General features: G+C 66.7%; 14 protein-coding genes and 1 tRNA gene. 7 read left to right on the plus strand and 8 right to left on the minus strand.

Translation table 11 applies throughout. The features are described 5' to 3' along the window. Positions 1-21: 21 nt before the first annotated feature. The gene (murF, locus tag LKO27_RS11310) at positions 22-1,428 is read right to left on the minus strand and encodes a UDP-N-acetylmuramoyl-tripeptide--D-alanyl-D-alanine ligase (protein ID WP_227737622.1); all 1,407 of its coding nucleotides are present in this window, start codon (positions 1,426-1,428) and stop codon (positions 22-24) included. 186 nt (positions 1,429-1,614) lie between these two features. Here murF and LKO27_RS11315 point away from each other — a divergent pair, with 186 nt between their 5' ends. The 3 genes from LKO27_RS11315 (at position 1,615) to LKO27_RS11325 (ending at position 5,205) form a co-directional block, all read left to right on the plus strand. Then, a complete protein-coding gene (locus LKO27_RS11315; protein WP_227737623.1) occupies positions 1,615-2,718 on the plus strand; it encodes a TerC family protein in 1,104 nt (367 codons plus the stop codon). Between the two features lie 216 nt (positions 2,719-2,934). After that, positions 2,935-3,792: a hypothetical protein gene (locus LKO27_RS11320; protein ID WP_076063916.1), complete on the plus strand. Its 858-nt coding sequence runs from the start codon at positions 2,935-2,937 to the stop codon at positions 3,790-3,792. A 234-nt stretch (positions 3,793-4,026) separates the two neighbouring features. Beyond that, complete coding sequence (locus tag LKO27_RS11325; RefSeq protein ID WP_227737624.1) at positions 4,027-5,205, plus strand: ATP-binding protein; 1,179 nt, start codon at positions 4,027-4,029, stop codon at positions 5,203-5,205. A gap of 28 nt (positions 5,206-5,233) precedes the next feature. Here LKO27_RS11325 and carB read toward each other — a convergent pair whose 3' ends face one another. From carB to LKO27_RS11345, 4 genes are all read right to left on the minus strand, one after another. After that, the gene (carB, locus tag LKO27_RS11330; protein WP_227737625.1) at positions 5,234-8,650 is read right to left on the minus strand and encodes a carbamoyl-phosphate synthase large subunit; all 3,417 of its coding nucleotides are present in this window, start codon (positions 8,648-8,650) and stop codon (positions 5,234-5,236) included. After that, positions 8,650-9,768 carry a glutamine-hydrolyzing carbamoyl-phosphate synthase small subunit gene (gene carA / locus LKO27_RS11335; protein WP_227737843.1) on the minus strand — a complete coding sequence of 373 codons (1,119 nt, stop codon included), beginning with the start codon at positions 9,766-9,768 and terminating at the stop codon, positions 8,650-8,652. Before carA ends, carB begins: the two co-directional genes overlap by 1 nt. Before the next feature lie 59 nt (positions 9,769-9,827). After that, positions 9,828-10,325, minus strand: coding sequence for a carbonic anhydrase (locus LKO27_RS11340; protein ID WP_076062274.1), 498 nt, complete (start codon positions 10,323-10,325; stop codon positions 9,828-9,830). Positions 10,326-10,445: 120 nt separating this feature from the next. Beyond that, positions 10,446-10,772 carry a helix-turn-helix domain-containing protein gene (locus LKO27_RS11345; RefSeq protein ID WP_083665557.1) on the minus strand — a complete coding sequence of 109 codons (327 nt, stop codon included), beginning with the start codon at positions 10,770-10,772 and terminating at the stop codon, positions 10,446-10,448. 48 nt (positions 10,773-10,820) lie between these two features. On the opposite strand from LKO27_RS11345, the gene LKO27_RS11350 reads away from it, so the two are divergent. The 3 genes from LKO27_RS11350 to LKO27_RS11360 all read left to right on the plus strand — a co-directional run bounded on the left by LKO27_RS11350 (position 10,821) and on the right by LKO27_RS11360 (position 17,218). Further along, positions 10,821-13,550, plus strand: coding sequence for a phosphoenolpyruvate carboxylase (locus LKO27_RS11350; protein ID WP_076062272.1), 2,730 nt, complete (start codon positions 10,821-10,823; stop codon positions 13,548-13,550). A gap of 142 nt (positions 13,551-13,692) precedes the next feature. Then, the gene (locus LKO27_RS11355; RefSeq protein WP_143570989.1) at positions 13,693-14,220 is read left to right on the plus strand and encodes a YqhA family protein; all 528 of its coding nucleotides are present in this window, start codon (positions 13,693-13,695) and stop codon (positions 14,218-14,220) included. A gap of 262 nt (positions 14,221-14,482) precedes the next feature. After that, a complete protein-coding gene (locus tag LKO27_RS11360; RefSeq protein ID WP_076062388.1) occupies positions 14,483-17,218 on the plus strand; it encodes a cation-translocating P-type ATPase in 2,736 nt (911 codons plus the stop codon). A 281-nt stretch (positions 17,219-17,499) separates the two neighbouring features. Here the strand turns inward: LKO27_RS11360 and LKO27_RS11365 are convergent, their stop codons facing one another. From LKO27_RS11365 to LKO27_RS11370, 3 genes are all read right to left on the minus strand, one after another. Beyond that, positions 17,500-17,724: a hypothetical protein gene (locus LKO27_RS11365; protein ID WP_227737626.1), complete on the minus strand. Its 225-nt coding sequence runs from the start codon at positions 17,722-17,724 to the stop codon at positions 17,500-17,502. 175 nt (positions 17,725-17,899) lie between these two features. Then, complete coding sequence (locus tag LKO27_RS15275) at positions 17,900-18,025, minus strand: hypothetical protein (RefSeq protein WP_255622499.1); 126 nt, start codon at positions 18,023-18,025, stop codon at positions 17,900-17,902. 538 nt (positions 18,026-18,563) lie between these two features. Then, positions 18,564-18,646, minus strand: a tRNA-Leu gene (locus LKO27_RS11370). Positions 18,647-18,749: 103 nt separating this feature from the next. On the opposite strand from LKO27_RS11370, the gene LKO27_RS11375 reads away from it, so the two are divergent. Then, entirely contained in the window at positions 18,750-19,664 is a 915-nt protein-coding gene (locus LKO27_RS11375) for a hypothetical protein (protein ID WP_227737627.1), read from the plus strand. Positions 19,665-19,685 lie beyond the last annotated feature (21 nt).

Here is a 19,685-nt window from a genome sequence, read left to right on the forward strand (position 1 = left end):
ATGGCTCTGGCTCCTCGTCGATTACCCCCTGTGGGGTGCGGACAGTCGTTCGGCCACGTTCTCCAGAGCCAAACCCCTTGACCCCTTGACCAGCACGACGTCCGCAGGACTCAACCAGGCGGCGGCGGTAGCAGCGGCGGCGGCCCTGTCCGATGCCACGGTGCTCTCCACGCCACCGGCTCCGGAGACCAGGTCGTCGGCATGGGCGCCGATCGCGATCAACCGGTCCACGCCGAGCGCTGCGGCAAGCGCCCCGACCTCGACGTGCGCCGCGGCGGCCCCGGGGCCGAGTTCCAGCATGTCGCCCAGCACCGCGAGGAGGCGCCCGCCGGGTCTACGCAACGAGGCGAGGGTGCGCAGTGCCGCGGTCATGGAGTCGGGATTGGCGTTGTAGGCGTCGTTAACCACCAGCGCCCCGTCCGGACGGGAGCTGAGTTCCATCCGCCAGTGCGAGCGGGCGGTGGCGTTGCCAAGAGCCAGGGCAACCGTGGAAACGTCCAGGCCCTGCCCCAGCGCCGCCACGGCTGCGGCCAGCGCATTGCCCACCTGATGGGCTCCGGTCGCCTGCAACGCCACCGGGGCAGACCCTCTGGCTGCGCCGCTGGCGTGGAGCATGAAGGTGGGCCGTTGCCTGTCAGAGGCCCCGACCTGCTCGGCCCAGACCCGCAGGTCCCCCCACCCGGGCGCAGCACCGACGGCAAAGGTGGCGATGCGGGCGCCGGTGCGTCCGGCCATCGCTGAGACGAGCGGGTCGTCGGCGTTCAGGACCGCCCAGCCTTCTGCGGGCAGCGCCTCCACGAGTTCGCCCTTTGCCTTCGCGATCGCCGCTACCGACCCGAACTGGCCGAGGTGAGCGTGGCCGACGTTGAGCACAATGCCAACGTGAGGCGTCACAATCGGGCACAAGGAGGCAATGTGACCTCTGCCGCGGGCTCCCATCTCGCTGACCAGGAACCGTGTGGCCGCATCCACCCTGGTGGCAGTCAGCGGCACCCCGAGCTCGTTGTTCAACGAGCCGACAGGGGCGACCGTGGGGCCGGCGGTCGCCAGCACCTGGGCCAGTAAGTCCTTGGTACTGGTCTTGCCTGACGACCCGGTGATGCCGACGGTGACCAGTCCGGCCGCGACGGCTTCCTCCACAAGCGCCGTTGCCAGGGCGGTCAGCCCGGCCAGCGGGTCGGGCACCACAAGTTGCGGGACCGCCATGGGGAGTTCCTTGCGCACGAGGACGGCCGCGGCGCCAGCCGCGACCGCCCCCTCAACGAAGTCGTGACCATCGGCCCGCTCCCCCGGCAGAGCGACAAAGAGGGCGCCGGGGGAGCATGCGCGTGAGTCGATAACCACGTCGGGGCCGACGAGAGCGCCAGGGTCGCCGACCAGCCTGGCTCCCGTCAGGCGGGCCAACCGGTCGGCGGTCACTCTACGCATGCGATTCATCATTCACGAATTCTGGTACGTCTGTCAAGTTACAGCCCACCATGATCAGCTTCTCGCGACTGACATCTCCGACGAGCGACGCTGACTTGACGTGGAGACACTTCTCCTGTTTCCTGGGGCAAGAAGGGGAGTAATCCTCGCTCCGCATCGTCAACACGGTCCCCACCTCGGGATCCGGTGCGCAGGGCCCACAAGGCCGATGAGACCTTCACGAAACTCGTGGAGGTCTTTGTCATGAATGTTCCTTGGTGGGCGTGGTTCGCCGTCCTAGGTGTGATCCTGGTGATGCTCGCCGTGGACCTGATCGCCCACCGCACAGCCCACGTGATCGGCGTGCGAGAAGCCGCCGTCTGGTCGATCGTGTGGGTGACGATCGGTGTCGCGTTCGGTGTGCTGGTGTGGACGTTGTGGGGGGCGGAATTCGGGCAGCAGTATTTCGCCGGATACCTGATCGAGAAATCCCTCGCCGTGGACAACGTGTTCATCTGGGCTATCATCTTCGCCGCGTTCGCGGTCCCGCGCGAGTTTCAGCACCGAGTGCTGTTCCTCGGCGTCCTCGGCGCGCTGATCTTCCGCGGAATCTTCATCGCCGCCGGCGCTGCGCTGATTGAGAACTTTTCCTGGATCCTCTACGTATTCGCCGCGTTCCTGATCTACACCGGGTGGCGAATGTTCCGCTCACGCAACGAGCACGTCCACCCCGAGAAGTCCCGCATCCTCAAGCTGTTCCGCCGGTTTGTGCCGATGACAGACGCGTACCACGGGCAGAAGTTCCTGATCCGCAAGGCAGGACTAGTAGTGGCGACGCCGCTGCTCGCGGTGCTGGTGCTGGTGGAGATCACTGACATCATCTTCGCCGTCGACTCGATCCCGGCGATCTTCGCCGTGACCAGCGAACCGTTCCTCGTCTTCACCGCCAACGCGTTCGCGATCCTCGGCCTGCGAGCCATGTACTTCCTCCTCGCTGACCTGATCCACCGGTTCGTCTACCTCAAGATCGGACTCTCGTTCGTCCTGATCTGGGTGGGCATCAAGATGCTGCTCCTGGATGTGCTCTACATCCCGACCACGATCAGCCTCGCCGTCGTCGCGACCATCATCACGGTGTCCATTGTCGCCAGCCTGCGAGCCACCCGCGGCCAAGGCCGACGCGAAGTGCAGGCCGAGGCTGCAGGGGCGTTCCGGATCGCCACCGACGAGGAGCTGGGCGCGGTCGAGCCGGTCTTCCGCCGCCGTGTACTTGTGCTCGCGGGGAGCCGGAACGATCGCTCCGGCGACTGACCGTAACGCCGGCCCGCTGCGATCAGGGAAACACCCGCGGCGGCGCTACACCCGATCCCTCAGCCAGTCAGAGGAGGTACACCCGACCGCCAGACTGAAGGGTGGTTGGCCGAAACTGCTGACGATGCCCAACGCCCACCGGCCGAGACGCGCCATGACCCGAGCTCAACCGACCCGCCGTTATCCACATCACCGCCCACCCCGAAGGGAACGCTAATGAAGTTGTTCGACCTCCTCACCAGCCTGGCTTCCCAGGCCCGCAACAAGACCCCCTCCCCAGCGCCGACCCCCGGCAGCGAACCCCGAGACTGGAGAAGCACGCTGCGGGGCACAGTGGACGCACTCATCGGTAACACGGCAGCGGAACCAGCCCAGCCGCCGTTCACGCCGCCCGCCGCCACCCAGTCAGCACCCTCGGGATCGGTCGGACTGACCCCATCGCCGCCGGATCACCAGGCGGCCGACCGTGCCGCTGTGGCCCGCTACGAGTACCTGCTGCGCACCGCCGAACCCGTCCAGCTTGAGCGGATCCACGCAGACGCGTTCGCACGCCTCACTCCCGCAGAGCGGGACCAACTCCACGCGCGACTGCGCACCGAATTACCCCTTGGGGAGCAGCCGCGCACATCGCAACCGGCCGATCTTGCCCGCACCGCCACCCGTGCCGAGGCTGCTCAGCCCGGCTTTCTGGCCGGTATCCTCGCCCGCATCCCTCGACCCGGCGCCGCCACGACCGGGCAGAGGGTCGGGGTGGCCGCTGCCAGTGCGGGAGGTGGACTCCTGATCGCCGTCGCCGGCGGTGCGGCAGTTAGCGCCATCGCCGCCCCGCTCCTCGCTGAAGCCGTCAACGTCGGTATCGATTTCGATGCCCTTGCCGGGTTGGTCAGCGTGGAAGGCTTCACCAGCGGTCTCGAGGATCTCACCCCCGGGGCCACTGACCTGGCTGACGGGGTGAGCGGCGTCGCTGCCGGGGCATCCGAGCAGGTCGGCGGATTGGGAGAAGACATCACTGGCTTCGGGGAACAACTCTCCAACCTTGAGATTCCCGGCTGGGGAAGACTCTTCGGAGGCTGACCGGAGCCAACCACGCTAAGCACGTCATCCCTGACCGGACAACAGACGGCGCCCGCTCGCTTGTTGAGCCAGTGCCCAGCAGGCCTCGCGCTTTCATGACTGAAGCGACTGGGATTCATGAGATGCGGAACATAGGCAGGGCGCCGTTATCCCGAGAAACCCCCTGTCCCTGCGGACGCTGACAAGGCGTGACGACCAACGCTCGGGATAACATAATCCTCGGGATAGTCCTTCTTGTCCCGAACTCGGGATCAGAAGGACAAGGCGAGCGTCGAGAACACGGTCGCGCCTGTCGCGACGTGGGTGATCGCCGGGCTCCGGGACCGCCGCTTCGCGACCCTGCCCGAGCTCCGCGCCGCGATCTACCAGCGGGTCGAGGCCTACAACCGCGAACCCTTCCAGAAACGCCCAGGCTCCCGGCTGAGTGTGTTCGAAGTGGAGGAGAAGCCGCTGCTGCGGCCGCTGCCAGCGGTCGGGTTCGAGATCAGCCGCTGGATCTACGGACGTCGAGTCCAGAAGAATGGGCACGTCGTGTGGGAGAAGAGCTTCTACTCCGTCCCCTACACCCGCATCGGTGGCAGCGTTGACCTGCGGGTCACCGACACGATGCTCGAGGTGTTCAACGGTCACACGCGGCTGACCAGCCACCTGCTCGCACCACCTGGGGTGTTCAACCAGTACCGCACACACGACGCCGATCTGCCCGAGGGGCCGCGCTACCGGCAATGGGACGCGGCCCAGTGGGGTCCGCCAGTGGGCGGGCCGGGTCGGGGAGAACACGCTGTCGCCCAACTCGGCACCTGCACCTTCATCACCCGACAGCAGAACGTCGTGTTCCAAGGCTTCACCGGATCCGGGAAGTCCTACCTCGGCTCCGCGCTGGCGAAACAGGCCTGCCAACACCGGTACCGGGCGCACTACATACGCATGCCCGACCTCGAAGAAGCCTGGGCCTCAGCCCGGGACCGGCCCGCCGGGAAGGAGAAATTCCTCCGCAAATACGCCGCGTTCACGCTGCTCGTGATCGACGAATGGCTCGTCGACCCACCCGACGACAGCACCCGCAGCATGCTGCTGGGACTCCTCGAACGCCGCTACGACGCCGTCTCCACCGTGTTCTGCACCCAGTACGCGAAGAAGGACTGGCACCAGAGACCTCAGCTCCGGAGTCCTGTCAACGCCCCCTGTGAAACTGACCACTTATTGAGCGTCGTCCACACAAGCACGCCACCCCGGCCCCCACACAAGACCCAGACACCCCGCCGCTGGCTCCAGCCACACGATCCGTGGACCCCATCGACCCAACCTGCACAGCCGTTGCCCGGCAGCGTCAGCCGGCAAACAGCCCACCCGGCCAGCACCGAAATCGCGACCAGCCAGCCCAGCAAGCGGGTCTCTCAAGCCGCCTCATGAAAGAGGGAGTGTCGACGAGGGTGTCGGCTCAGCCACGCACAGTACAGTGGTCGTCGGGAGCGACGGTGCGCAACTCCGCCTCTTGTGTGGCCTTGGGGCTGTGGCCCACTCCAGGGGGCACGGATCGGTGGAGATCAGCTCGAATCGCGGCGTTCCAGGACTGCAGCGAACGCACCCCCGGGGTTCCTTGGCGCAGGGATTCGACGCCCTGCACGCACGCCGCGAGGGCCTGGGTCGTGGTCACGCAAGGCACGCCGGCGCGGATGGCCGCGCCGCGAATCTCCCAGCCGTCCTGTCGGGGGCTGCCATGGAGCGAGTGGCCGTGCGGCGTGTTGACCACGAGGTCGATCTCGCCTGCCGCGATGGCCTGCACCACCGTCGGCTCACCGTTGGGACCTGTACCTTGCGACGCCTTCCGGAGCACAGTGACCGCAACATCGTGACGGCGCAGCACCTGTGCCGTGCCCTCTGTGGCCAGGATCCGGAACCCGAGGTCGGCGAGCCGCTTGATCGGGAAGATCGCGTGCCGCTTGTCGCGATTCGCCACCGAGACGAACACCGTCCCACTCGTGGGAAGAGCGGAGAACGACGCGGCCTGGCTCTTGGCGAAGGCGGTGCCAAAGGCCGCATCAAGCCCCATGACCTCGCCTGTGGATCTCATCTCCGGGCCGAGCAGCGGATCGACGCCGACGCCCTCGGGGCTGCGGAACCGGTTGAAGGGCAACACTGCTTCCTTCACGGCGATCGGTGCCGACTCGAGCGCCGTCGCGCCGTCTCCCCCGGAGCGAAGCATTCCGTCTGAGCGGAGTTCGGCGATCATCGCGCCGAGTGAGATGCGGGCTGCGGCCTTGGCCAGCGGCGTGCCGGTGGCTTTCGAGACGAAGGGCACGGTCCGCGACGACCGCGGGTTGGCCTCAAGCACGTAGAGCACATCGCCGAGCAGCGCGTACTGAATGTTGATCAGGCCCTTCACCCCGATCCGTTTGGCGATGATCTCGGTGGAGCTGCGAATCTGGTCGATGGTCTCGGTACCGAGGGTAATCGGAGGAAGGGTGCACGCCGAGTCGCCGGAGTGGATGCCGGCCTCCTCGATGTGTTCCATCACGCCGCCGATGTAAAGCTCCGCCCCGTCGTAGAGCGCATCGATGTCGATCTCGATCGCGTCGTCGAGAAACCGGTCCACGAGCACGGGGTGCGAGGGGTCGATCTCGGTTGCGCGCTGGATGTAGCTCGCCAATGAGGCGTCGTCGTAGACGATCTCCATGCCGCGCCCGCCCAGCACGTAGCTGGGACGAACCAGCACGGGGTAACCGATCGTGTGGGCGACCGCCAGCGCCTGTCCGGCGGAGACGGCCGTGCCGTGCTGGGGGGACAGCAGGCCCGCGGAGCTGAGGAGGGCGCCGAATTCTCCGCGATCCTCAGCCAGGTGGATGGCCTCTGGCGACGTGCCCACGATGTGGACTCCACGGTCTTTGAGCGCCTGTGCGAGCTTGAGCGGCGTCTGCCCGCCCAGCTGCACGATGACGCCCGCCACGGGCCCGGCCGCGAGCTCGGCATGGACCACCTCTAGCACGTCCTCCAGCGTCAGGGGTTCGAAGTACAGCCGGTCGGTGGTGTCGTAGTCGGTCGAGACCGTCTCGGGGTTGCAGTTGACCATCACCGTCTCGTAGCCGGCGTCCCGCAACGCCATGGCCGCGTGCACACACGAGTAGTCGAACTCGATGCCTTGCCCGATCCGGTTGGGACCGCTGCCCAGGATGATGACGGCGGGCCGGGTCCGGGGCTCGACCTCGGTCTCCTCGTCGTAGCTGGAGTAGTGGTACGGCGTCCGGGCGGCGAACTCGGCGGCACAGGTATCGACCGTCTTGTACACGGGCCGGATGCCGAACGCCCAGCGGAGGCCACGGACCACGTCAGGGCTGAGATTGCGCAGGTCGGCGATCTGATCGTCGGAGAGGCCGTGTCGCTTGGCGAGCCGCATGAGACCGCCCGTAAGCTCTGGGGCCGAGCACACCTGGTCGGCCGTCTCGCGGATCAGCTGGAGCTGGTCGACGAACCACGGATCGATGCGGGTTGCTTCTACCACCTGTGCCGAGGTGGCGCCGGCGCGAAGCGCCTGCATCATGAAGGCCAGGCGGTGGTCGTGCGGTCGGGCGATGCGGCGCAGCAGCTCGTCCACGCTCTCGATGATCGGGCGGGTGAAGTCGAAGAGTGCCGCTGGGTCCTCCAGTGAGCGCAGAGCCTTGCCGAGCGCTTCGGTGAAGCATCGGCCGATGGCCATGGCCTCGCCCACTGACTTCATGTGCGTGGTGAGGGTGCTGTCAGCGGTGGGGAACTTCTCGAACGCGAAGCGCGGGCACTTGACCACGACGTAATCCAGCGACGGTTCGAACGAGGCGGGCGTCTCGCCGGTGATGTCGTTGGGGATCTCGTCGAGGGTGTAGCCCACCGCCACCTTCGCTGCGATCTTCGCGATCGGGAAGCCGGTGGCCTTCGAGGCCAGCGCCGAGGATCGGGAGACCCGCGGGTTCATCTCCACCACTATCAGCCGCCCGTCGACAGGGTTGAGTGCGAACTGGACGTTGCAGCCGCCAGTTTCGACGCCGACCGCCCTGGTTACCGCGATGGCCACATCGCGCATGGCCTGGTACTCCCTGTCTGTGAGCGTCATGGCGGGGGCCACTGTGATGGAGTCCCCGGTGTGCACGCCCATGGGGTCTAGGTTCTCGATGGAGCACACGATCACGACGTTGTCCGATCCGTCGCGCATGACTTCGAGTTCGAACTCTTTCCAGCCGATGATCGACTCCTCGATCAGCACCTCGGTGACCGGCGACGCCGAAAGGCCTGCCCCGGCGATCCGGATCAGTTCCTCCTCGTTGTAGGCGATGCCGGAGCCGAGCCCGCCCATGGTGAAGCTCGGCCGGACCACGATGGGGTATCCGAGGATCCCCGCGGCGGCGAGGACTTCGTCCATGTCGTGGCAGATACGCGAGCGTGCCACGCCGGCGTCAGCGCCGGGCACCTTGAGTGAGGTGACGATCTGGTTGAACTCCAGCCTGTTCTCCGCCTTTTCGATGGCGTCGACGGAGGCGCCGATGAGTTCGACGTCGTAGCGGTCGAGCACCCCGTTCTTGAACAGGGTCATGGCGGCGTTAAGGGCGGTCTGGCCTCCAAGCGTCGCGAGCAGCGCGTCTGGACGCTCGGTGGCGATGATCTGTTCGAGGTACTCGGGCCTGATCGGTTCGATGTAGGTGGCGTCAGCGTACTCGGGGTCGGTCATGATGGTGGCCGGGTTGGAGTTGACCAGGATCACCCGGAACCCCTCCTCGCGCAACACGCGGCAGGCCTGCGTGCCGGAGTAGTCGAACTCGCACGCCTGCCCGATGACGATGGGGCCGGAGCCGATCACCATGATCGAGGAGATGTCGGTGCGACGGGGCATCAGTCGTCCTTTCCGGCCATGACGTCGACGAAGCGGTCGAACAGGTAGTCGGCGTCGTGCGGTCCGGCGGCTGCCTCCGGGTGATACTGAACAGCGAAAGCAGTCAGTCGGCCGGAATCGTTACGCAACTCCAGGCCCTCGACCACATCGTCGTTGAGACAGACGTGGGTAACTCGTGCAGTTCCCCAGCGGGTGGATACGGACTGGCCAAGGGGGGCATCTACGGCGAAGCCGTGGTTCTGGGCGGTGATCTCGACCGTGCCCCTGGCCAGGTCCATCACCGGCTGGTTGATGCCGCGATGGCCGTACTTCAGCTTGTAGGTGCCGAAGCCAAGTGCACGACCGAAGATCTGGTTGCCGAAGCAAATCCCGAAGTAGGGCAGCCCCGCATCCAGAATCTCGGTGAGAAGGTCCACCGCACGCCCGGCTGCCGCCGGGTCGCCCGGCCCGTTGGAGAAGAAGACCCCATCGGGACCCACCGCGGTGATGTCGTAGAGGGTGCTCGCAGCAGGCAGGACGTGCACCTCGATTCCTCGCTGGGCGAGCCGGGTGGGAGTCATGTCCTTGATGCCGAGATCGACCGCGGCGACTGTGAAGCGCTTCCTGCCCACTGCCGGGACGACCTGCTTCGAAGCGACGGTGACATCGGCCACGAGGTCCGCCCCCAGCATGGGCTGCGTCTCCAGCACCCGCGCAAGCAGTTGCCGAGGGTCGGTCTCGATGGTGGAGACGCCCACCCGCATCGCGCCGTTGTCACGGATGTGACGCGTCAGCGCCCGCGTGTCGAGGTCGGCGATGCCAACGATCCCTTGCCGACGCAGTTCGTCATGCAGGGAGCCGTTGGCGCGCCAACTCGAGTGTGTCCGTGAGGGGTCGCGGACCACGTAACCGGCCACCCAGATCCTGCGCGACTCATTGTCCTGGTCGTTCCATCCGGTGTTGCCGATGTGGGGGGCCGTCGCGATCAGGACCTGGCGGTGGTAGCTGGGATCGGTGAGGGTCTCCTGGTAGCCCGTCATGCCTGTGGAGAAGACGGCCTCCCCGAAGGTTTCTCCAGTGGCGCCGAACGACGTGCCGCAGAAGAACCGCCCGTCCTCCAAGACCAGCAGTGCTGGCATCGGAAGACGAGCGGTCCCTGCGGAAGCCTCGGTGGAGCCGCCCTGAGCAGGGGGGGCGCTCATGTGATCTGTTCCAGGAGGCTGGTCTCAACGTCGTAGATGAAGCCGCCGACCCTGACCCGGTCAGCGAGCAGGGGGTGCTGTCGCAGCAGTGCGACATCGGCATGGATCCGGCCACGCTGGTCCGGGTCCGCGCCGATGGGCAGGTTGCCGAGGTCGGCACCGGTCGTCTCCGAAACGCGGCGGCGGATCGCATCGTCGTCGCCGCTTGCCACGGCACAGCTGGTGTGTTGGACGATCAGGATGCGGTCCACGTTGAGAAGGTGTGCGGCTAGCACGCATCCGGTGAGCGCGTCCGCGGTGACATGGCCCCCAGGGGTGCGCATGATCTTGGCGTCGCCCAGAGTCAGGCCCACCATCGCCAAGGGCTCCAGGCGTGAGTCCATGCAGGTCACGACGGCGATCCCGGCGTGAGCGATGCCGTCGAAGGGGCGAGGTCCGGACCTCGCGTAGCGCTGGTTCGCAGCGATCAGATCACCGAAGATGTCCTCGTCCATGACCGAAACAGTAGCGACTTGACACGCGAATTGCAATTCCGGAAACTAGGCAGTAGTATTGATGCGAGGCGGTGGTCGACCAACCGCAGCGCCTGATCGCGAGGTGGGCACATGGGTACATCAACTCTTCGCCCTGCTCGGCGTCGCGCGGGCCCCGTTCGTTTCGTCCGCCCCGCTCACCATCGCCACGAAGTCGGCGACCCTGACGCCGCGCTCCAGATCATGGCGCAGGTGGGTGCCGGGAGCCAGATGGTAGTGATTTCGCCGCCCCGACTTCTCCTTGATCACGTAACCCTGCGTCACCAACTCACCGACTATCTGCTGCACGGCTCGTTCAGTGATACCCACCTGCTGCGCAATGTCTCGCATCCGCGCCGTCGGGTTCCGGGCAAGGGCCACGAGAACGTGGCCATAGTTGGAGAGAAAGGTCCAGTCGCCAGGTGCCATAGCGGAGCATGATACACGATTCATCATTCACGAAATAGAGAGGTAGCAATGACCAATCCCCTTGCCGAGGCGATCCACCTGGACCAGGATCCGTACGGTCTTGACCGGCTCCTGGAAGCCGACATCGACATCCTCACACAACTGCATGAGCAGGTTCTCCACGAGAGAGGAGCCGGCGCGCTCGCCACGCTTATGCAGCAAGTGCAGGACTCTGCGGCACGGGCCGCCGATGGCGGCGACCCCGAGGAGCCTGGCCGGGTCGTCGGGGCACTGACCGCTACCCAGGCGCTTCAACTCGCGCAGGCCCTGACCGTTCACTTCCACCTGATCAACCTCAGCGAGGAGCGGTACCGCTCCAGACTCATCCGCGGGACACACTCCGAGGTGGCAGGCACGGCGCCGGACGTCTGGCCAGCGGTGGCCGCACTCGGCCCCGCGGCGGCTCGCGTGAAGAACCTCCGCATCCATCCGGTGCTGACCGCGCACCCCACGGAAGCTCGCAGGCGCGCTGTCTCCTCAGCCCTGCATCGTATCGCCGAACAACTGGACCGCTACGACGATCCAGGCTCCGGCTCGCAGGAGCGGGACTTCGCTCAGCGCCGGATGCTGGAGGAGATCGACATCCTCAGCCGCACCTCCCCCCTGCGCACCACACCACCCCAACCCTCGGACGAGGTTCGCACCGTGATGTCCGTGTTTGACCAGACGCTGTTTCAAGCGGTGCCACGGTTGTACCGCACAGTCGAGTCCGCGATCGCCGACGGGGAGCCGGGCCGTTGTCGCCCGTCGGTTCCCGGTTTCCTGCGGTTCGGTTCCTGGGTGGGCGGTGACCGGGACGGCAACCCGTTCGTCACGGCCGAGGTCACCCGGCAGACCATGTCCATCCAGGCGGAGTGCATTCTCAAGGCGCTCGCCACCGGAGCAGATCGCGTCGCCCGCACCCTCACGATGAGCGAGGACGCCAGCCCCCCGTCGCCCGAACTGGCCAGTGCGCTGGCCCGTGATTCGGTCACGGCGCCGGAGATCTTCCAACTCATCCGCAAATCGTCTCCGGGAGAGCCGCATCGGCAGAAGCTACTCTTCGTCGCCACCAGGCTCACGGCCACCAGAGAGGGCCAGATCGATCTCGCATACCGCGAGCCCGCTGAGTTGGTGGCTGATCTCAGTCTGATCCAGACCTCCCTGGAGCAGGCAGGAGACACACGGGCGGCTTTCGGGGAGCTCCAGCACCTGATCTGGCTGGCCGAAACCTTCGGCTTCCACCTGGCCGACCTGGAGGTGCGCCAGCACAGCGATGTGCACCGGCGAGTCTTGGACGAACTGCTCGGGCAACTCGACTGGGACCCGGAAGCGCCGGGCAGCCCCACGCGGCTGGAGTTGCTCGACTCGCTCGCGGTCAACGGTTGGCCGGCCCACGTCCAGGCTCTCAGCGACGCCACCCGCGAGGTGCTCGACACGCTTCGGGTCATGTCCTGGCTTCAGGAGCGCTGGGGGGCTCAGTCGTGCGGCCGTCACGTGGTGAGCTTCACCCAGCAGGCTCAGCACCTCGTCGCAGTGCGCGCCCTTGCTCGCCTCGCGGTCGGTGACGCCGCCCTCAGTTTGAACGTGGTTCCGCTTTTCGAAACCGGAGCCGACTTGAGCGGGGCCGTCGGTGTCCTTGAAGAGTGGCTCACCTTGGAGAGCACCCGCAGCTGGCTCGACGAGGTGGACTGGCACGTCGAGGTGATGGTCGGTTACTCGGACTCGGCCAAGGACGTCGGGCCGGCCAGCGCAACCCTGACTCTTTACCGGGCGCAGACCCAGATCGTTGAGTGGGCGCAGCGTCACGGCATCCAACTCACGCTGTTCCACGGCCGAGGCGGATCCCTGGGCCGTGGCGGAGGCCCTGTTCACCGGGCCATCCTGGCCCAGCCTCCGGGTTCGGTCTCCGGCCGGTTCAAGGTCACCGAGCAGGGTGAGGTCATCTTTGCCCGGTACGCGGACGTGACCCTGGCCCAGGCGCACTTGGAACGTCTCACCTCGGCGGTGCTGCTCGCAGACACCGACGACGTGGTGCACCGCAACCGTGCCGCCGCTGAGGAGTTCGACGATGTCGCGACGACGGTGGAGCGGGTCTCTCGCGAGACCTACCTCAGCCTCGTGCGCACGCCTGGTTTCGCCGATGTCGTGGCTGCGTCGAGCCCGCTTGAGGAGTTGGGGCGGCTGAGGCTCGGATCCCGCCCGGCGCGGCGAAGCGGCGCGGAGAAGGGCAGGGATCTGAGTGACTTCCGGGCCATCCCCTGGGTGTTCGCATGGTCCCAAATCCGGGCGAACGTGCCCGGCTGGTTCGGGCTGGGCTCCGGGTTGGCCGCTGTGGATGACCTCGAGCGGTTGCGCGAGGCCTACCGTCAGTGGCCGCTGTTTGCCAGCATGATCGACATTGCGGAGATGAGCCTCGCGAAGGCCAACCCGCGCCTGGCGAAGTCCTTCCTGGCACTCGGTGGGCAGCTGAGTGTCACCAGCGCCGTGCTGGCGGAGTACGAGCTGACGCGCAGCTTGGTGCTGGCGACCCTGGAGCAGGAGGAGCTATTGGAACGCAAACTCCGCCTCGGCACCCGGGTTGCACTGCGGGCCCCGTCCATCGACGCGCTCAGCCACCTGCAGTTGCGCGCACTGCGCGTCATCCGCGAGGGCGGTCCGGGGGACGACGCCCCGTCTGAGGAGGACCGGGAACAGTGGACGCGGGTCCTGTTGACGACCGTGAACGGAGCGGCTGCCGGTCTGCAGAACACGGGATAGCCGTAAGGACGACCGGCGTGCCCTCGTAACTTGCTTGTGGCGCGCCGGCTCCCGCGCCGATGCTCCGTCTGCCGGACTGCTACACTCTCGGCATGATACCCACGGTGCTGCAACCCCCGGACGCTTGTCCCTGTGGACCGTGATGAACACTGAGCCGACCCACCGGGACGAGGCTGAGGCCCCCGGCGTAGGGCCATCCATGCGGGGCGCCGGGGCGATGAAACGGGGTCTCGAGCTTTTTCGCTACATCGCGGCCATCGGGGCGGTCACAGCACTTCTGCTGTCCGTGACCACCTACCTCTGGGCACTCAGCAAGGCCTTGTTGTTTGTCGAGACGCTGCTCACCGCGTCGACTAACCCCGACGCTGCGCTGGTCAAATTGTACGAGAGCGTGGACTCGATCCTCATCGCCACGGTGATGCTCATCGTCGGCTACGGACTGTGGGAACTCTTTGTGGGCGACCTCAACCTGCCCCCAAGCCTCACCACGCTCTCCTTTGACCACCTCAAGGGCCGAACGGCTGGGACGCTGCTGCTCGTGATCGTGGTGCGATTCCTTGAGGTGCTCGTTGCCAGGCCGGAACCGGACGAGTTGTTGGCGGTAGGGCTAAGTGTCACCCTCATCGGTGCACTGCTCTTCGCTTTCTCCAACTGGCACCGACCCCAATAGGGCCATCTCCGCCAAGTGTCGGCCCAGCGTATTGTCTCACTGTCAAGTCCCACGCAACTGGGGCGGCCCAGGCATGCGTCTAGCGTAGTTGCGGCTGCCCCCAAGGGCAGGTACCCTCGAGTTGTGCGGAGAGGGAGTATCCCCACAACGGGTCCGACGTCAGCACGGCGCAAGCCCGTCGGATCGGCCGTAAGGCGGGAGAGACTCGACGTTCTTCCTTTGCATGAACCTCACTCGTATGCACCTCACTCCGGGAGACAGCTTGCCCACGGACAGCCTCACCGACGACAGCCCAGCCGAGACTGATCCGTCCTGGCATCTGATCACCACCGACCACGCTCTGGCGCGAACTGACTCGCGGGCCTCCGGGATCACGACGCCAGAGGCCGAGGAGCGCTTGAAGCGCTACGGCACCAACGAACTCATCGACCGCGGCGGCACACCGGCCTGGAAGATCCTGTGGGAGCAGTTCACCTCGGTGATGGTGTTGATCCTCATCGCGGCCACCGTCCTCTCGCTGATCCTCGGCAAGTTCCTGGAGGCCGGTGCCATCGGCGGGATCGTGCTGCTGTTCGCACTACTCGGCTTCTTCCAGGAGTACCGAGCAGAGAAAGCCATCGCCGCCCTGCGCCAAATGACGGTACCCACCGTGCGGGTCCTCCGCGACGGCGGCACCGTCCCATTACCGGCACGGCAACTGGTACCGGGAGACGTGATCCATCTGGACGCGGGCACCGTGGTCCCGGCCGATCTACGACTGCTCGAGGCGGTCTCCTTGAGGATCCAGGAGGCGGCACTGACGGGCGAGTCCGAGGCCGTGGACAAGATGACCGCACCTCTAGCGGGTTCAGACCTCCCCGTGGGTGATCGCGTCAACATGGCATTTTCCGGAACCGAGGTCACCTACGGCCGTGGCGTGGGTCTGGTCATCGCCACTGGCATGGCCACGGAACTGGGCAGGATCGCCGACCTGCTCCAGGGGGTGACGGCGGAGCAGACCCCGCTCCAGGCGCGCCTCGACAGCGTCGGAAAACAACTTGCCGTCCTGGGCGTCGTCACCGCAGGGGTCGTTGCGGTCCTTGGCGCGCTCGCCGGCGAGACGTGGAGCGACCTGGTGCTCACCGCCATCTCGGTGGCCGTTGCGGTCATCCCAGAGGGTCTACCGGCCGTCGTGACGTTCACGCTGGCCGTGGGTGCCCAGCGGATGCTGCGGCGCAACGCCCTGGTGCGCAAACTGCCTGCGGTGGAGACCCTGGGCTCGGTGACCACCATCTGCTCGGACAAGACAGGCACCCTGACCCAGAACAGGATGACCGTCTCAACGCTGATCCTGCCCGAGGGCCTCTGGACACCGGGAGGTGGCCCGCCGTCAGGTCTGGCCCTCGTCGCCTTGGCGGCCGGGGCACTGTGCAACGACGCCGAGCTTCGCCACGTCGCCGGGGAGGGGGCTGAGGCGATCGGCGACCCTACTGAGACCTGCCTGCTCGACGCGGCCAAGCGGGGCGGGATCGACGTGGTAACCCTGCGCACGGTCCTGCCGAGGATCGGGGAGTTGCCCTTCGATTCCGAACGTAAACGCATGAGCACCCGGCACGCGGCGCTAGCCGGGCGGGTCTCCGAGCTGGCGCAGCTACCGCAGGACCACGATCTCCTCTTCGTGAAGGGAGCCGTCGACGCGCTCGTTCCCCGCACCGCTGGCGTGCTCGCCGACGGCGGCGTCCGAGCCTTCGACGACGCCACGCGCGCCTGGGTCGAGAACACCAACAAGGACCTGGCCTCACGTGGCCAGCGGGTGCTGGGCCTCGCCCTGCGGCTCATCCGCCCCGGGCACACGCCGGCCGACCCTGAGACCGACCTCGTCCTGCTGGGCGTCGTCGGCATCATCGATCCCCCTCGGCCCGAGGTGGCCACAGCCGTGGCCACCTGTCAGGGCGCCGGCATCCGACCGGTCATGATCACAGGCGACCACCCCCTGACTGCGCAGGCCATCGCCCGCGAGCTCGGCATCGGGCGCGACGGTGGAGTGCTGACAGGCGTCGAGCTGGACCGCCTTGACGCCGAGGAGTTCGATCTCGCCACCAGGACTGTGAGCGTGTTCGCCCGCGTCTCGCCAGAGCACAAGCTCCGCCTGGTCGATTCGCTGCAGCGTCATGGCCAGATCGTGGCCATGACGGGCGACGGCGTCAACGACGCACCCGCGCTGAAGAAGTCCGACATCGGCGTGGCCATGGGCATCACCGGCACCGACGTCTCGAAGGAGGCCTCGGACATGGTGCTGCGCGACGACAACTTCGCCACCATCATCGCCGCCGTCGAGGAGGGCAGGGTCATCTATGACAACCTTCGCCGGTTCGTCTCGTTCGCCGTGGCCGGCAACCTCGGCAAGATCATCGTCATGGTCGGCTGGCCCATCCCGTTCCTCTTCCTCCCATTCGATGCCACGGCGGCTGTGGCCCTGCTCCCGCTGCAGCTGCTTTGGCTCAACCTCATGACCGACGGCCTGCTCGGCCTCGCGATGGGCAAGGAGCCCGCTGAGTCCACCGTGATGCGCAGGCCGCCCCACGTGCCCGGCGGGAGTCTCTGGACGGGTGGTCTGGGCCGTCGGACGGTGTGGGTCGGCCTGGTCATCGGCGTCGTGGCGCTGGGAATCGGCTTCTGGTACCACGAAACCGGCAACCCGGCGTGGCAGTCGATGCTGTTCACCACCCTTGCGTTCCTGCAGATCGGGCAGGCCTTCGCCACCCGGTCCCACCACGACTCGCTCACCACGATCGGCTGGCGTTCCAACCCGTTGCTGCTGTGGATCGCCGCACTGGTGCTGGCACTGCAGTTGGTAGCGCTCTACACGCCGCTGGGTGTGCTCCTGCGGCTGGAGCCGCTGGGCGCGGTCGATCTGCTGATCGCAGCGGCCGCCGGTGTCGGACTGCTGGTGCTTATCGAGAGCGTCAAGGCCGTGGATCGTGGCAGGGGCGTGGTCATCAGCATCGGACGCGACTGAGGCCGGGCTGGTGCAGCCAGCGCGGATCGTGTGCCCGTTGGCCGCAGCGGAGACCGTCCAGATGGAGGGCATCACCGGCATCGATGCGGACATGCCGGTCATCCGGAGAGCTCCAGAGGAGTCCATCACACGACCGTGACACCACACGGCCGGCCCCCAACCACACGATCAGCGGACCCCAGCGACGCGGATATTCAGCATCCTCGGCGCCATGGAACGGGACAGGCGGAAGCGTAGCAACCGGACAGCCTGCACGGGAGCTCGGCACCTGGGGGTCGCCGTCACCCGTTGAGTCGGACGACGCGGACGGCGATCTCGACCACGCTCCGAGCGCGACGGACGAGCGCCTCAGCCTTCACAACAGACATGAGGCTGACGCCGTACTCAACGTCAGCCTTGTTCGACACCAATTCGCGGAGTCCCTTCTCGGCACCGGCCGCGTCCGGTCGCTGCCCCAGTGCCCGACGAAGCTCCTTCGCGGCAAGCGCGTGGTCCTTGCCCTTCACCCTCGAACCGGTGAGCTGAGTGACGATGGCGTCCTTGGCGCAGATGCCCGCATGGATGGCATCCCCGCAGCCACGGTGTACCGCTCCGCACTCAGATACGCCTCCGCGGAGGCCAAGTACTCCTCGGCCTTCCTCAGGAAGCTTCGTGCGTGATTGCGGTGTTCGAGCGTCGCCATCACGCCACACCAACCGTCGCCTGCGGCAGCGACCCGAGCAGGACCACCCCGTCAGCGACGATCTGAGCGACGACCGGCTCCTCGCCGCTGATCGCGAGCCGCCCGAACTCCTCCGAGGTGAACACCAGCACATCACAGTCGTTGCCCAGCCAAGGGTCATGAACTTGGCTCGCACATCCGTGTCAGTCAGCAGACCTCCGCTGGACCCCACGCTCGAAGCCGCGACCAGGGTCAGCATCCAGCAGCCGGCCAAGACCCTGCGCCGCTACCGCACCATCGACACTATCCAAGGAGGCGACCTGATCGTCAGCGCCGAAGCCACTCCCCCGACGCACCCTCGCGCCGACCACACCGCACCCCCAGCAAGAACGACGAGCCGTAGTATCACAGGTGCCCCGGGTCACCTGCGGCCCACACGACCCAGAGCCTGGCCGAAAGTCAGTCCCCTCCTTGAGGCCCGGGATCATCATTCCCCACGGGCAACCCGTGGGGAATGATGATCCCCCAACCAGGCAAGAAGCCTGTCCTCGACGGCAATCGGGACCGCGTCCCCGGGTGTCACCCGCTGCCAAAGGCGAACCAGCACCCAAAGACAGAGAATCGGCGAGAGGTTTTCTCCTCTCGCCGATTCCCGGTATTTGCCCTAGTCAGAGGCACTATCTGTGCGCGAGAGAGGAGTTGAACCTCCACGTCCCGAAGGACACTGGCACCTGAAGCCAGCGCGTCTGCCATTCCGCCACTCGCGCAGTGGGCCGAATCCGACCCGACGAGAAACATTAGCACGGTCCGCCGGGAAGGACCCAATCACACTACGCTTGGGGCAAGTTCCCCATTCGAAGGAGGGATCACATGGCTGACTGGCCAGTTTGGGTCTGGGTTCTGATCGTTGTCATCGCCCTGATCATCGTCATCGCAATCATTCTCGGACTCCGCAAGAAGGACCACGTCGACCCCGACGGCCCCTTCGCTGAAGAACACCACAGCCACTCCCCCGGCGAACCCCGCCGCGGCGTCGAACCCGACCCTTCGCAGGACGAGCTCTCCACCGACCCCGAATCCGCGCCCGTGGGGCGCCGCGTCGACGCAAGCTCATTGGATGATGACGAGGAGACCATGCACGGTCCCCTGGTCGTCCCCGACGACTCAGTCGCCAATGATGAGGACACCGCCGCTTCGGCTGCTGGCCGCTACAGCGAGGGCTATGCTCCGGCCGCGCCCGCCGACGAACCGGCCGCGGACTTCGCGGCCGGGGACGGCCAGCAGGAGCCGGACCGCGAGTCGGAGTTTAACCAGAACCGTCAGCAGGCATTCGACGAGTCCGATCGGGAGCCGTCGTTGACCACGGACCACCCGGAAGAGCTGGACCGGGAGAGCAGGTTGACCACGGATCTCCAGGAAGAGCTGGACGAACTCGACCTGGAGCCGGAACTCAGCGAAGACCCCACCGCATGGGGGGAGCCTGACGTCGTCGCGGCCTCCGAGCCCCTTCCCGCGAACGAGGCCTCGCCCGAGCCCGCCTCTCCCGCCTGGAGCCAGGACGCCGTCGAGGATGAGGACGCCGAGGACGAGGACGTCGTAGAGGACAGCCTGCCGCTCGACGAGCCGGCTCGTACCGTCCGGCCGCAGGGTTCCCCTGAGCCTCCGCCGTACGCGGATCGCGAGGATTACGGCAGCCCGGTGGCGGACTCCCGGGCCGACGACGACATCCCGCGCGACGCGCAGGGTCGGCGCCTGGATCCCTACGGCAACCCGATCGACGGCTGACCCAGGCTCGAACCCGCAAGG

The sequence above is a fragment of the Tessaracoccus sp. OS52 genome (assembly GCF_020687685.1).
Lineage (GTDB): Bacteria > Actinomycetota > Actinomycetes > Propionibacteriales > Propionibacteriaceae > Arachnia.

Coding starts and splice junctions, on each gene's coding strand:
- murF (WP_227737622.1), bottom strand. CDS start 1,428: ATGCGTAGAGTGACCGCCGACCGGTTGGCCCGCCTGACGGGAGCCAGG.
- LKO27_RS11320 (WP_076063916.1), top strand. CDS start 2,935: ATGAAGTTGTTCGACCTCCTCACCAGCCTGGCTTCCCAGGCCCGCAAC.
- carB (WP_227737625.1), bottom strand. CDS start 8,650: ATGCCCCGTCGCACCGACATCTCCTCGATCATGGTGATCGGCTCCGGC.
- carA (WP_227737843.1), bottom strand. CDS start 9,768: ATGCCAGCACTGCTGGTCTTGGAGGACGGGCGGTTCTTCTGCGGCACG.
- LKO27_RS11340 (WP_076062274.1), bottom strand. CDS start 10,325: ATGGACGAGGACATCTTCGGTGATCTGATCGCTGCGAACCAGCGCTAC.
- LKO27_RS11345 (WP_083665557.1), bottom strand. CDS start 10,772: ATGGCACCTGGCGACTGGACCTTTCTCTCCAACTATGGCCACGTTCTC.
- LKO27_RS11350 (WP_076062272.1), top strand. CDS start 10,821: ATGACCAATCCCCTTGCCGAGGCGATCCACCTGGACCAGGATCCGTAC.
- LKO27_RS11355 (WP_143570989.1), top strand. CDS start 13,693: ATGAACACTGAGCCGACCCACCGGGACGAGGCTGAGGCCCCCGGCGTA.
- LKO27_RS11375 (WP_227737627.1), top strand. CDS start 18,750: ATGGCTGACTGGCCAGTTTGGGTCTGGGTTCTGATCGTTGTCATCGCC.